We start from the raw sequence: 13,069 nt of genomic DNA, 5'->3' as shown, positions 1-13,069 counted from the left end.
AGCGAGACGAGGGCATGTCGAATGATCGAGGGGTCGGCGGGTACCGGCGGTGCGCCGGTACCCGCCGCAGTCATGGCGGTGTCGTCGTGGGTGCTGGTGGTCCTGTCCGTTGTGGCGTTCGTCGGCGCAGACCCGGGCATCGATTCCAACCAGCTGTTCTTCCTGGTAGATGTCGTCGGCGCTGCGGTGTACGGGACCGTGGGCGGGGTCGTCCTCGCTCGGCGTGTGCACCCGGTACCGATCCTCCTCGGCCTCACCGCGATCGGAGTGGGCGTCGCCGCGCTGAGCTACAGCTACTCGCAGCTCGCGCTGGTCCGTCCCGGCCTCCCGGGAGTCGGTGTGCTGGAACCGCTGCAGAACACGGCGTGGATTCCGGGCACGCTCAGCCTCTTCCTCATCGTCCCGTGGCTGATCCGCGACCATCCGCTGGGGCCGATCGCGAAGGCAGGAGTCGCGGCGGGTATCGGCGCGACCGCGTGGTACTTCTGGTCGCGGACCTTCACCGACATTCCACCGATCTGGGTGCTTCTTCCCGTCCTCGTCGTCGGGGTGCTTGCGTCGGCGGATTGTGGTTGGCGGTGGCGGCACGGTCCGCAGACCGAGCGGGTAGGTCTGGGATGGATGTGTCTGGGCACCGGTCTGATGACGGCCGCGTACATTCCTCTCGCGCTGCCGGCGTCGCTTCCCGGGCTGTGGGTGCTCAATCCACTGGTGCACCTCGCCGTGCAGGCGTTCTACCCGGTCGCGATCCTGGTGTGCGTTCTGCGGCAGCGCATGTGGGGACTGAACCTGGCGGTCAGCCGTGCGACGGTGGCCGGGACGCTCACCGTCCTGCTGCTGGTGTTGTACGTCGTGGTGGCGACGCTCGTGTCGGCGCTGCTCCCCGCGGGTGAATCGGTGGGTGCGCAGGTGGTGGCGGCGGGAGTCGTCGCCGTCGCTGTACAACCCGCGCGGTTGTGGCTCCAGCGGCGAGTGCACCACCTGGTCTACGGCGAGGGCGCAGATCCGGCCCGAGCAGTCCGCACACTGGGGCGGCGATTCGGCAGTGCCGAGTCACCAGAGGAACTACTCGCGGAACTCGCCGCCGGTGTGGGTGTCGCGTTGCGCCTCGAATCGGTATCTATTCGCCGTGGCAGCGGCGTTGCCGCGGTGTGGGGTCACGCGACGGGACCCGCAGAGTCGGTGAAGTTGGTACATCGTGGAGCGGTGTTCGGCACGATGATCGTCACCGCACCTCCCGGGGAGACGCTCGGCTCGCGGACGCGCAGATCGCTCACCGAGCTGTCTGCCGTGGTCACGGCGGGCCTCGTGGTCATGCAGTCGGCCGACGACCTGCGGGAGGCCCGGCGGCAGCTGGCGTCGGTTCGCCTCGAGGAGCGCCAGATGATCCGCCGTGAACTGCACGACGGCCTGGGACCGTCGCTGGCGGGCATCCGACTCGGCCTGCAAGGGGCCCGGAACCTGCTCACCAGCGATCCCGATTCGGCAGCGGCGCTCATCGATTCGCTGCAGGCGGAACTCGACCACCAGGTCGAGGGTGTCCGGCAGCTGTCCCGCAGCATGTTTCCGCCGGTGCTCGACGAACTCGGCCTTCTCCCCGCCCTGCAAGAATTGGCGGAAACACACTCCCGTAGTGGTTTCACGCTGCACATTCGAGCAGACCCGCCAGCAGGCCTCGGTACGCAGATCAGCGCCGCTGCGTACGGAATCATCGTCGAGGCCGTGACCAACGCACGACGGCACAGTGGCGCCGACGGTTGCCGTGTCGACGCCACACTCGGTCAGGATCCAGGAGTCGGCGATGTCCTCGAAGTGATGATCCGGGACGACGGCTGTGGGTTCGATCCCACGGGAGGTGTCGGGGTGGGGACCCGGTCGATGCGTGAGCGCGCCCGCGAACTCGGCGGCACCCTCGACATCGAATCGGGGAGTCCGACAGGCACAGTGGTCACCGCCCGGCTACCGTTGTCACCACTATGAGCGCGAGTATTGCCAGTACTTCACCCTCGCCCATCCGGGTCGTCGTCGTCGACGATCACCCGGTGTTCCGGCTCGGAATGGTGGCACTGCTCTCGACACTCGACGGCATGGAGGTGGCTGCTCAGGCCAGCTCCGTCGCCGAAGCGCTCGACGTCGTCGACGCCGAAGTCGATGTGGTGCTCATGGACCTCGAACTCGGTGACGGGTCGGGCGTGGACGCCACCCGCCGGTTGGTCCAGACATATCCGGCGTTGCGGGTGCTCGTGGTCACGATGCACGAGGACGACGAGTCGCTCGTCGCTTCGGTGCGTGCCGGGGCGAGGGGTTATCTCGTCAAGGGCGCCGACCCCGCCGAAGTGGAACGTGCTGTGCGAGCCGTCGCAAATGGCGAAATGATCCTGGGCGCCGCGGTCGCCGCCCGGGCGATGACCTTCATGGCGGCCTCACACCGGGTGCGCTCGACGGTGTTTCCCGAGTTGACCGACCGGGAACGTGAGGTTTTGGACCTCGTGGCTCGCGGGCACGACAACGCGAGCATCTCCCGGCGACTGGTGCTGAGTCCGAAGACCGTGCGCAACCATGTGTCCAACGTGCTGGCCAAGCTCGGTGTGCCCGACCGTTCCGCCGCCATCGTGCGCGCGCGGGACGCCGGGCTCGGACTCGATCCGTGAGTGCGGCAGCTAGACGGCCGCGGTGGATGTCGTCGGCACGAATCTGAACCCGGGGCCGGAGTCGTCGGTGTTCGTGGGACTCGGGCCCGGCCCGGGGCGGGTGGTGCGGACGTCGGGAATCCGGCGGGGAGACGAGACGAGTGACGGGGTGTCGCGCCACACCGGATCCGCTTCCTGCAGTTCGAGTGCCGTCGAGATCAGCGCCTCCTCGGCCCACGGGAGACCACCGAGTTGCACGCCGAAAGGGATGCCGGTGGCGGGGGACCGGCCGGCGGGAACGCAGATCACGGGTGCCCCGGTGTAATTGGCCCAGAAGTAGTTTTCCCTGGCGCCGGCGAACACGCTCGTATCAGCCAGTGTGTCGCGGCGGATTCCGTCCGTCAGGGCCCCGGGTCGCAGAACCACGTCCAAGGCGTGCTCGGCGAACATGCGGTTGTACTCGTGCTGGTAACGCCGTCGTTCGCGTTCGAGCGAAAAGTAGTCTGCCACCGGCACGCCGAGACTCGCGACAGCCGCAGTCGCGGCAACAGCCGATTCCGGCCTGTACGACGGGAGCCGATCGACGAACTGCTGGTGATACACACCGAATTCGGCCAGGTCACCGGTGAGAAGTCCGGTGGGAACCGTCGGCATCCGGACGTCGACGATCACCCCGCCGAGACGACGGATCAGGTCGAGAAATGCCGAGAACAACACCCCCACAGATTCGGGCAGCTCCTCGGTTGCCGTGCTCGGGAGGCCGAAGCGTATGCCGGACAACGGCTGTGGGCCGCCCACGGCGGAGAGCGGGTACCCGTTCGCCGGTACGTCGGGTCCCACCGACGTGCTGGGGTCGTCGACGTCGACGCCCGCCATGTAACTGAGCAGCAGGGACGCGTCGGCGACACTGCGCCCCATGGGTCCGGTGTGATCACGAGTCCACGTCAGCGGGATCACACCGCTGGTGCTGCACCGGCCGAACGTCGGCTTGATGGCGGTAATTCCGCACGCGCTCGCGGGGATGCGCAATGATCCGCCGGTGTCCGTCCCGACAGCGCACGGAGTGAACCGGGCGGCGAGTGCGGCGGCACTGCCGCCCGACGAACCGCCCGGCGAGTACTCGGTTCCCCAGGGATTGCCGACCTGGGGTGTGGCGGTCCCGATAGCGAACTCATGCGTGTGCAGGTGTCCCATGAGGACCATTCCCGCATCGCGGAGCCGCCGCCACACGCCCGAATCGCCCGCGGCGATGTTGCCGGCAAGGGCGCCGCTCGACGCCGTCAGGGGTAACCCGGCCACGGCGAAGACATCTTTCAGGCCGATCGGCAATCCGCAGACGAGTGGTGCCGATCCGGTAGTCAGTCGCTGCGCTGCCAGGTCAGCCGCGGCGTATGCCTGCTCCGAGTAGATCCGGATCCACGCCTCGACCGCGCCGTCGTATTCCGCGCTGCGAGCGAGGCACGCGTCGAGCAGATCCCGTGGGTGCAGGGCACGCGACTGCAGAAGAGTCGCCGCCTCGATCGCACTCAGCAGAGCGGGGTCGGTCTCCGTGACGGACGTCGGCGGCGGAAGACGCCGACGGGCCGAGGCGGTTCGGCCACCGAATCCGGCTGCGGTCACGGCACCCACCGCCGCGGCCCCGAGGAGACGTCGCCGGGACAGCGGGGTCGGCACGAGGGGACTCTTCTCTTGTCGCGGGAGTGCGGGCGCGCGTCATTAGAGCACGAAAATGCTGCCTCGGCGCGATGAGAGAAGGGGAACCGTGATCGCCTGGGTCACGATCCTGGATCGCTTCGGTCCTTCCTCCGGTTTTGCAACAGGTTCTAAGGTGAAGTTGACGGGGTATGCCCCGCGCAGAGCGCCGTGTGCACTGTCGGCGTCGACGCAGATAAGGAAGGAACACCCGAAGTGACCACAGAGGCATTCATTTATGAAGCCATCCGCACCCCGCGTGGCCGCGGAAAGAAGACCGGTTCGCTCCATTCGGTCAAGCCGATCTCGCTGGTCACCGGCCTGATCGACGAGCTCCGCGTCCGCTTCCCCGACCTCGACGAGGACCGCATCTCGGATCTGATCCTCGGTGTCGTCACCCCGGTGGGCGACCAGGGTATGGATATTGCACGCATCGCCGTCAACGACGCCGGGCTGCCCGACACCGTCGGTGGTGTCCAGCTCAACCGGTTCTGCGCGTCGGGCCTCGAGGCCGTCAACACCGCCGCCCAGAAGGTGCGGTCGGGCTGGGACGAACTGGTGATCGCCGGTGGCGTCGAATCGATGTCCCGCGTGCCGATGGGCTCCGACGGCGGACCGTGGGCACTCGACCCGGCCACCAACTACGACAACTACTTCGTGCCGCAGGGTGTGGGCGCCGACCTGATCGCCACCATCGAGGGCTTCTCCCGCGAAGACGTCGACGCGTACGCCGTCCGCTCGCAGGATCTCGCCGCGAAGGCGTGGGCGGGCGGGTACTTCACCAAGTCCGTCGTCCCGGTGAAGGACATCAACGGCATCACCGTCCTCGACCACGACGAGCACATGCGTCCCGGCACCACCGTGGAAAATCTCGCAGGCCTCAACCCGTCGTTCGCCGGTGTCGGTGAGATGGGCGGCTTCGACGCGGTGTCGCTGCAGAAGTACCACTGGGTCGAGAAGATCAACCACGTCCACCACGGCGGTAACAGCTCCGGCATCGTCGACGGCGCCGCACTGGTGCTCGTCGGATCGGAGCAGGCCGGCAAGGACATGGGTCTGCGGCCGCGTGCCCGCGTCGTCGCCACCGCCACCTCCGGCGCCGACTCCACGATCATGCTCACCGGTCCGACCCCGGCGTCGAAGAAGGTTCTCGCCGCAGCCGGACTGACCGTCGACGACATCGACCTGTTCGAGATCAACGAGGCGTTCGCATCGGTGGTGCTGAAGTTCCAGAAGGACCTGAAGATTCCCGACGAGAAGCTCAACGTCAATGGTGGTGCCATCGCGATGGGTCACCCGCTGGGCGCTACGGGGGCCATGATCACCGGCACCATGCTCGACGAACTCGAGCGGCGGAACGCCCGGTATGCCCTCATCACCTTGTGCATCGGCGGCGGTATGGGTGTCGCCACCATCATTGAGCGCGTCTGACGCCCGGATCAACAGGAGACTTGAAGCAGTGAGCGAGCAGAACATCATCAACTGGGAGCAGGACGCCGACGGCATCGTCGTGCTCACCATCGACGATCCCAACCAGGGCGCGAACACCATGAACGACGCCTACATCTCCTCGATGAAGGCGACCGTCGACCGCCTCGTCGAGGAGAAGGACTCCATCACGGGCGTCGTCATCACGTCCGGCAAGAAGACCTTCTTCGCCGGCGGCGACCTGAAGAACATGATCAAGCTCGGGCCCGAGAACGCCCAGGAAATCTACGACCACAGCGTCGCGATCAAGTCGGATCTGCGTCGCCTCGAAACCCTCGGCAAGCCCGTCGTCACCGCAATCAACGGTGCCGCACTCGGCGGCGGACTCGAAATCGCCCTCGCCACCCACCACCGCATCGCCGCGGACGTGAAGGGCGTCAAGATCGGCCTCCCCGAGGTGACCCTCGGCCTGCTGCCCGGCGGTGGCGGAGTCGTGCGCACGGTACGGATGCTCGGTCTGCAGAACGCGCTCATGCAGGTACTGCTGCAGGGTCAGCAGCGAGGACCGGTCCAGGCCAAGGAGGTCGGACTGATCGACGAGGTCGTGTCCTCCGTCGAGGAACTGGTACCCGCTGCGAAGGCGTGGATCAAGGCCAACCCTGAGGGCGGCGTGCAGCCGTGGGACAAGAAGGGCTACCGGATTCCGGGCGGAACCCCGTCCACCCCCGCATTCGCCGCCAACCTGCCCGCCTTCCCAGCGAACCTGCGCAAGCAGCTCAAGGGCGCCCCCATGCCTGCGCCGCGCGCGATCATGGCAGCCGCCGTCGAGGGCTCGCAGGTCGACATCGACAACGCGCTGCTCATCGAGGCGCGGTATTTCACGTCGCTGGTCACCGGCCAGGTCGCGAAGAACATGATCCAGGCCTTCTTCTTCGACCTGCAGGCCATCAACTCCGGGGCCTCCCGCCCCGAAGGCATCGAGAAGACCCCGATCACCAAGGTCGGTGTGCTCGGCGCCGGAATGATGGGCGCGGGTATCGCCTACGTGTCCGCGAAGGCCGGCTTCGACGTCGTCCTCAAGGACGTCAGCATCGAGGCCGCGAACAAGGGCAAGGCGTACTCCGAGGGCATCGAGGCCAAGGCGCTGTCGCGTGGCAAGACCACCGAGGAGAAGTCGAAGGCGCTGCTCGACCGGATCAAGCCGACCGCCGACCCGGCCGACTTCGCCGGTGTCGACTTCGTCGTCGAGGCGGTGTTCGAATCGCAAGACCTGAAGCACAAGGTGTTCCAGGAAATCGAAGACATCGTCGACCCGAATGCGCTGCTCGGTTCCAACACTTCGACCCTGCCGATTACCGGCCTGGCCACGGGTGTGAAGCGGCAGGAAGACTTCATCGGCATCCACTTCTTCTCACCCGTCGACAAGATGCCGCTCGTGGAGATCATCCGCGGCGAGAAGACGTCCGACGAGGCCCTCGCCCGCGTCTTCGACTACGTGCAGGCCATCCGCAAGACACCGATCGTCGTCAACGACTCGCGCGGCTTCTTCACCTCACGCGTCATCGGCACGTTCATCAACGAGGCCATCGCCATGCTCGCCGAGGGCATCGAACCGGCCACCATCGAGCAGGCAGGTCTGCAGGCCGGCTACCCCGCCGCGCCGCTTCAGCTGTCGGACGAGCTGAACCTCACGCTGATGCAGAAGATCCGCAAGGAAACCGCGGAAGCTGCGAAAGCCGAAGGCAAGGAACTGCCCGCCGATCCGGCAGGCGACGTCATCAACACCATGGTCGACAAATTCGACCGCAAGGGCAAACTCGGCGGCGCCGGCTTCTACGACTACGCCGACGGCAAGCGCACCGGCCTGTGGCCCGGCCTGCGGGAGAACTTCGGTTCCAAGGAACTCGACGTCCCGTTCCAGGACCTCATCGAACGCATGCTGTTCATCGAGGCCATCGAAACCCAGAAGTGCTTCGACGAGGGTGTTCTCATGACCACCGCCGACGCCAACATCGGCTCCATCATGGGTATCGGCTTCCCCGCCTGGACCGGCGGTGTGTCGCAGTACATCCAGGGCTACGCAGGCGGCCAGGCCGGCTTCGTCAAGCGCGCTGAAGAACTCGCCGCCAAGTACGGTGAGCGCTTCACCCCGCCGGCGTCGCTGAAGTAGGCGGCTCCGCCGCCCGTGAGTGGTTAAGGAGTCTCTGGACTCGTTAACCACTCACGGGGCTGAGTTATCCCCAACCTGTGGGTTATCCACAGGGAGATTTATTTCCCCAGGTGCGACACCGAGACCCGTCGGAGGTCTCGGTGATCGTGCCCGGTATGACAGTTACGAAATTCGCCGCCCTGAAAGACGTCGCCGAGAAGCAGTTCGGCCTGATCACCCACACGCAGCTCCACGCCCTCGGGTTTCCCCGCAGCAGAGTCCGGCACCGCGTCGAATCCGGTCGATGGCAAGCAGTGCTCCACGGTGTCTACTCGGTGAGCAACGGACCGATCACTCGTGAGATGTCACTGGAAGCCGCGCTGCTCTTCGGAGGCAGAGGCGCAGTCCTCAGCCACCACACCGCCGCCGAGGAATGGCACATGATTCGTGTCGAGCCGGCGCGCCCCGTGCACATCACCGTTCCCTATAAGAGATCGGCCATTTCCCAGCCGCCGACCGTTGTCGGCGCGGGCCTCGCGTCGGTCAGTTTGTGCCACCGCGAAGGAACTGTCGTCCATTCGGGAGTGGTCGTGCACCGGTCGAGGGCGCACGATTACATCGCCATCGACACTGACCAACCCCGGACGGCAAGGGCGGACACGGCTCTGGATGTTGCGATCGCCGAACCCACGGCACGGGACGCCTCCACCCGGCTCATCGCTATCGCGACCAATGCCCGGATCCCTCTGCGCGACATCCGACGACGCATGGAGGAGCGACGGCCACGCCGATACCGCAAGGCACTCGCGGACGCGGTGCGACTGCTGGCCGACGGCGTCCAGTCGATCCTCGAGTACCGCTACGCCACCGACGTCGAGGATGCGCACGGTTTGCCGCGCGCCCGACGGCAGTCGCCGGTGGTCGTGGACGGACGCACCCTGTTCGAGGACTGCGACTACTCCGATCACGGTGTGCCGCTCATCGTGCGACTCGACGGTCGCCGTGCGCACGCCATGGCGGAGGTCGCCTTCCGGGATCGTCGACGCGACAATGCAGCAGAACTACAGGGAAGGCCGCGGCTTGTCTACGGGTTCGACGAGGTGACGAAGAGTGCGTGCGTGGTGGCCCGCGAAGTGGAGACCGTCCTGGTGCGGGAGGGGTGGGTGAGGCCGGGCGAGAGGTCCTGCCGGGCTTGTGAGTGGTTAAGGAGTGCAGAGACTCCTAACCACTCACGGGCGGCGGAGCCGCCTATGACCACCACGGGCGGAGCGGGACATGCGCTTCACCCTTCGGCCCGAGCTTGACGGCGAGGACCTGGTGCAGCTGCACGACGTTGCGTTCGAACCCGAGCCGCGACCCGGCCATGTAGAGGCCCCATACGCGTGCGGTTCCTTCACCCACGTCGGCGACGCAGGCGTCCCAGTTGTCGACGAGGTTCTGGCACCACCCGGCGAGGGTGAGTGCGTAGTGTTCGCGCAGGTTCTCCTCGTGCCGGACTTCGAGGCCCACGTTCTGGATCTCGGAGATGATGCGACCCGAGCCGGTGAGTTCGCCGTCGGGAAAAACGTACCGGTCGATGAAGCCACCGGCGCGCGCCTGACTGCGATTGTCGGGACGGGTGATGCAGTGGTTGAGAAGCCGCCCGCCCTCCCGCAGTTTGTCTTTCAGCAGGGTGAAGTAGGCGGGGTAGTTGCCGACGCCGATGTGCTCGGTGAGGCCGATCGACGAGATGGCGTCGAAGCCGGTTTCGGGCACGTCGCGGTAGTCGGAGAACCGGACTTCGGCGAGGTCGGACAGGCCCTCTTCGGCGATGGCCTTCTGCGCCCACTCGGCTTGCTCGCGCGACAGGGTGGCGCCGATGACCTTGACGCCGCGCCGGGCCGCGTACCGAACCATCGAACCCCAGCCGCACCCGATGTCGAGCAGCCGGTCACCAGGCTGGAGGCCGAGCTTCTCGAACACCAGCCGGTACTTGTTGTCCTGCGCTTCTTCCAGGGTCTGCTCGGTGTTCTCGTAGCACGCGCACGTGTACGTCATGGAGGGACCGAGGACGTACTCGTAGAAGGTGTTCGAGACGTCGTAGTGGTGGTGGATCACTTCGGCGTCGCGCGCCTTGGAGTGCCGCAGGCCTTCGGCGACGCGACGCCACCGCGGGAGATGTTCCTGCGGGGGAGGGGCGATGGGCCGTAAGAGGTCCCAACCGAGCGAACGGGTGATGGCCGCGAGCGTCAGCGCCGACGGACGACGGAAATGCAGTTCGTCACCCATGACCCGGAGAATCTCGTAGGGGTCGCCGGGGTGGACGCCGCGTGCTTCGAGGTCGCCGGACACGTAGGCCCGGGCCATCCCGAGATCACCGGGGGCGGTTGCCAGGTACGTGGTTCCGCGGGTGGACTTGAGGTGCAGGCCGTAGGGCGCATCCTCGGGTCCGGCGGCACTGCCGTCGTATGCGGTGAACCGCAACGGGAGCATGCCGTCGGAGAGAGTCTCGAGAATCTCCGCGATGGTCAGCTTCCGGTCTTGTGTGCGGGGAGCTTTCAGAGTTGTCATCGACGTTGCACCGCCTTGGAGAAGAGGTCCAGTAACCGGGAATCGGGATCGTAGTGCTTTTTCAGTTCGGTGTATCGATCGCCGCCGTAGTAGAGGCGCTCGAAATCCGCTCGTGAGTAATAGGAGTCAGAGTAGAGGGACTTGTGTCCGTCGAAGTCGCTGACCTTGTCCTCGATGAGCCGGTTGGCCGCCCCTTCGGGCTCTCCGGGCCGGATGGGCACCGACGACCAGAAGCCGATGTTCACATAGGTGCGTTTCGGTTCGAGGGGATAGAGAGGCCACGGTCGCTGCGACGACGCTCCGGCGGGCGCAGGTTCACGCAAGCGCAACGGGCACAACCACAACGGTTCGATGGGGATCTCGTCGAGAAACCATCGAACGAAGTCGGCGGTGCGCTCGATGGGTACTTCCACGTCCTGCACGACCCGCTCACGTGGGGGATTGCCCTTCCGCTTCTCGAGACGGTCACCGATGTCGTACTTGTGGTCGAGCGCGATGAGCTTCCAGTAGAAGCTGCTACGGAGAAGCTCCTTGGGCCACAACCTGCGGATCGTCGGATTCTGCGCGCCGAACGCACGCGAGCACCAGAACCAGTCGGTGTCCCACCGCCACAGGTAATCTCGGGTCGTCAATTTGTCCGTTTTGGGATGGTTCACCGAAGCGTGCTGAATGGACCGGTAGAAGATGTTGCGACCGGTGTAGTCGCTGACCGCACCGCCCTCGTCGGTCTGGTTGCCCAGCGTCAGATAGCTTTCGGATGCGGTGAACACGACGCCGTCCACGTAGTCGACGGGGATTCCGTCGTAGGTCCGGTCGCCGACGATCCGGTCCATCGTCGACTGCAGTTCGTCGAGTGAGTCGAAACGCAGGTGTCGCAGTGCCACATACCGTTTGACGGGCTCGAGCTGGATTCGCAGGCGGGTCGAATATCCCAGTGTGCCGTACGAATTGGGGAAACCCCAGAACAGATCGGAGTGCCGGCCCTCCGGCGTGGCGGTGATGATGTCGCCGCTGCCGGTCAGAACATCGATCTCGAGCACGGACTCGTGGGGCAGGCCGTTGCGGAACGACGTCGACTCGATCCCGAGCCCGGTTACCGCGCCCCCCAAAGTGATTGTCTTGAGCTGCGGAACCACCAGCGGTGCCAGCCCGTACGGCAGGGTGGCGTCCACGAGGTCCTCGTACGTGCACATCCCCGCGACATCTGCTGTCTGCGCCTGCGGATCGACGGAGATGACCCCGCCGAGGCCGGAGACATCGAGTCCTGGGGCGGTGGTGTGTGCGCGAGCCCGAAACAGATTGGACGTCTTCTTGGCGAGTCGTACGTCGGCGTCCGAAGGGATCGCGCGATACGACGCGAGTAACCGTTCGACACCGGCGCGGTGAGCATCGATCCCGGTCAGGGGCGATGTGCGATGCGCACGGGAGGGGCGTCCACCCGCCCGCATGCTTTTCAGTAGTTCAACCGAAGAGGCAGCCACACCCTGACGCTATCCCTCTCGGCGGATTGAAGCCACGCATATCGCCGCGGCGGGCCGAAGATTCACACAAATGTCTCACCAACGCGCGGGTCGTGACAGCGATCCGGTGACCTAGCTCACAATCGATTGCTGCGCCGTCACCGATGTCCGCATTCGAGAGGCAGGATGGTGAGGGAAGATGCCGTACGAACCGTACTAGAGGAGTCAGAACAGTGGGCCAGGTCAGCGCGAGCAGTTCGATTACCGTCGCAGCCACGCCGGAGAAGGTGCTTGCGGCCTTGTCGGACTACGAGACGGTGCGTCCCCGCATCCTGTCGGAGCACTACCGGGACTACCGCGTTCTCGAGGGCGGGCAGGGCACCGGCACCGTGGCGCAGTGGACGTTGAAGGCCACCGAGAAGCGGTCGCGTGACATCAAGGCGACCGTCACCGTGGCAGGTGACACGATCACGGAGACGGATGCTAATTCTTCGCTCGTCACTACCTGGGTGGTCGTACCGAGCGGGTCCGGCTCGACCGTCACGACCACCACACAATGGAAGGGTGCGGGCGGCATCGGCGGCTTCTTCGAGAAGACCTTCGCCCCGCTGGGCCTGAAGAAGATCCAGGCAACGGTACTCGCCAATCTGGAGCGTGAACTCGCCTGACCGTCCCTTCCTGCCCGGCCCCTGCCGGGCAGGGGGATGAGGCCGCTCGCGACTGCCCGTGAGGTGGTGCGTGCTGCCTGGTTCGTCGGCGTGAGGCCACCTCGGCGGCGACCGTCTACGCTGGCAGGGTAACCGCAGAAAGGACCACGTCAGTGCAACCAGGTGGACAGCCCGACATGTCGCAGCTTCTGGCGCAGGCACAGCAGATGCAGCAGCAGCTGATGGCCGCGCAACAGGAGATGGCCGAAGCCGAGGTCACCGGGCAGGCCGGTGGTGGACTCGTCACTGCGACCGTCAAAGGCACAGGTGAAGTAGTCGGTCTGAAGATCGACCCCAAGGTCGTCGATCCCGACGACGTCGAAACGTTGCAGGACCTGGTGATCGGCGCCATCGAGGACGCGTCGAACAAGGCGCAGCAGATCGCGGCGGAGAAGCTCGGTCCGCTGGCAGGTGGATTGGGCGGAGGCCTGCCCGGTCTTCCCGGCTTCTAGA

Annotated in this window: 10 protein-coding genes; 7 read left to right on the top strand and 3 right to left on the bottom strand. The window is 65.9% G+C overall.

All coding sequences use genetic code 11. From position 1 onward, the window contains the following. Nucleotides 1-21 precede the first annotated feature (21 nt). Together HYG77_RS13040 and HYG77_RS13035 are read left to right on the top strand one after the other, a co-directional pair. The gene (locus HYG77_RS13040) at nt 22-1,980 is read left to right on the top strand and encodes a sensor histidine kinase (protein WP_208963371.1); all 1,959 of its coding nucleotides are present in this window, start codon (nt 22-24) and stop codon (nt 1,978-1,980) included. Beyond that, complete coding sequence (locus HYG77_RS13035) at nt 1,977-2,651, top strand: response regulator transcription factor (protein ID WP_109326239.1); 675 nt, start codon at nt 1,977-1,979, stop codon at nt 2,649-2,651. The genes HYG77_RS13040 and HYG77_RS13035 overlap by 4 nt, the downstream gene beginning before the upstream one ends. Nucleotides 2,652-2,660: 9 nt before the next feature. Here HYG77_RS13035 and HYG77_RS13030 read toward each other — a convergent pair whose 3' ends face one another. Continuing rightward, entirely contained in the window at nt 2,661-4,304 is a 1,644-nt protein-coding gene (locus tag HYG77_RS13030) for an amidase (RefSeq protein ID WP_208962860.1), read from the bottom strand. Between the two features lie 234 nt (nt 4,305-4,538). Here HYG77_RS13030 and HYG77_RS13025 point away from each other — a divergent pair, with 234 nt between their 5' ends. From HYG77_RS13025 to HYG77_RS13015, 3 genes are all read left to right on the top strand, one after another. Then, nucleotides 4,539-5,753, top strand: a complete 1,215-nt coding sequence (locus HYG77_RS13025; protein WP_159918915.1) for an acetyl-CoA C-acetyltransferase — start codon at nt 4,539-4,541, stop codon at nt 5,751-5,753. A gap of 28 nt (nt 5,754-5,781) precedes the next feature. Continuing rightward, nucleotides 5,782-7,920, top strand: a complete 2,139-nt coding sequence (locus HYG77_RS13020) for a 3-hydroxyacyl-CoA dehydrogenase NAD-binding domain-containing protein (protein WP_208962859.1) — start codon at nt 5,782-5,784, stop codon at nt 7,918-7,920. 155 nt (nt 7,921-8,075) lie between these two features. Further along, nucleotides 8,076-9,203 carry a type IV toxin-antitoxin system AbiEi family antitoxin domain-containing protein gene (locus tag HYG77_RS13015; RefSeq protein ID WP_244461299.1) on the top strand — a complete coding sequence of 376 codons (1,128 nt, stop codon included), beginning with the start codon at nt 8,076-8,078 and terminating at the stop codon, nt 9,201-9,203. Here the strand turns inward: HYG77_RS13015 and HYG77_RS13010 are convergent. Further along, nucleotides 9,148-10,449 carry a class I SAM-dependent methyltransferase gene (locus tag HYG77_RS13010; RefSeq protein WP_109326246.1) on the bottom strand — a complete coding sequence of 434 codons (1,302 nt, stop codon included), beginning with the start codon at nt 10,447-10,449 and terminating at the stop codon, nt 9,148-9,150. The two genes, HYG77_RS13015 and HYG77_RS13010, sit on opposite strands and share 56 nt — an antisense overlap. After that, the gene (locus HYG77_RS13005) at nt 10,446-11,897 is read right to left on the bottom strand and encodes an FAD-binding oxidoreductase (RefSeq protein ID WP_208963370.1); all 1,452 of its coding nucleotides are present in this window, start codon (nt 11,895-11,897) and stop codon (nt 10,446-10,448) included. The genes HYG77_RS13010 and HYG77_RS13005 overlap by 4 nt, the downstream gene beginning before the upstream one ends. 245 nt (nt 11,898-12,142) lie before the next feature. Between HYG77_RS13005 and HYG77_RS13000 the strand changes: the two genes are divergently transcribed. Continuing rightward, nucleotides 12,143-12,577 carry an SRPBCC family protein gene (locus tag HYG77_RS13000; protein ID WP_109326256.1) on the top strand — a complete coding sequence of 145 codons (435 nt, stop codon included), beginning with the start codon at nt 12,143-12,145 and terminating at the stop codon, nt 12,575-12,577. Between the two features lie 176 nt (nt 12,578-12,753). Next, complete coding sequence (locus HYG77_RS12995; RefSeq protein WP_230990069.1) at nt 12,754-13,068, top strand: YbaB/EbfC family nucleoid-associated protein; 315 nt, start codon at nt 12,754-12,756, stop codon at nt 13,066-13,068. The last annotated feature ends 1 nt before the right edge of the window (nt 13,069 follow it).

Source organism: Rhodococcus sp. ZPP (genome assembly GCF_017656075.1).
Lineage (GTDB): Bacteria > Actinomycetota > Actinomycetes > Mycobacteriales > Mycobacteriaceae > Rhodococcus_F > Rhodococcus_F oxybenzonivorans.
Note: the sequence above shows the minus strand (reverse complement) of the source record. Positions and strands in the feature narration are given on the sequence as shown.

What these genes read in the sequence shown, in the direction of transcription:
- HYG77_RS13040 (WP_208963371.1), top strand. Translation starts at nt 22, where the DNA reads ATGATCGAGGGGTCGGCGGGTACCGGCGGTGCGCCGGTACCCGCCGCA.
- HYG77_RS13010 (WP_109326246.1), bottom strand. Translation starts at nt 10,449, where the DNA reads ATGACAACTCTGAAAGCTCCCCGCACACAAGACCGGAAGCTGACCATC.
- HYG77_RS12995 (WP_230990069.1), top strand. Translation starts at nt 12,754, where the DNA reads ATGTCGCAGCTTCTGGCGCAGGCACAGCAGATGCAGCAGCAGCTGATG.
- HYG77_RS13035 (WP_109326239.1), top strand. Translation starts at nt 1,977, where the DNA reads ATGAGCGCGAGTATTGCCAGTACTTCACCCTCGCCCATCCGGGTCGTC.
- HYG77_RS13015 (WP_244461299.1), top strand. Translation starts at nt 8,076, where the DNA reads ATGACAGTTACGAAATTCGCCGCCCTGAAAGACGTCGCCGAGAAGCAG.
- HYG77_RS13005 (WP_208963370.1), bottom strand. Translation starts at nt 11,897, where the DNA reads ATGCGGGCGGGTGGACGCCCCTCCCGTGCGCATCGCACATCGCCCCTG.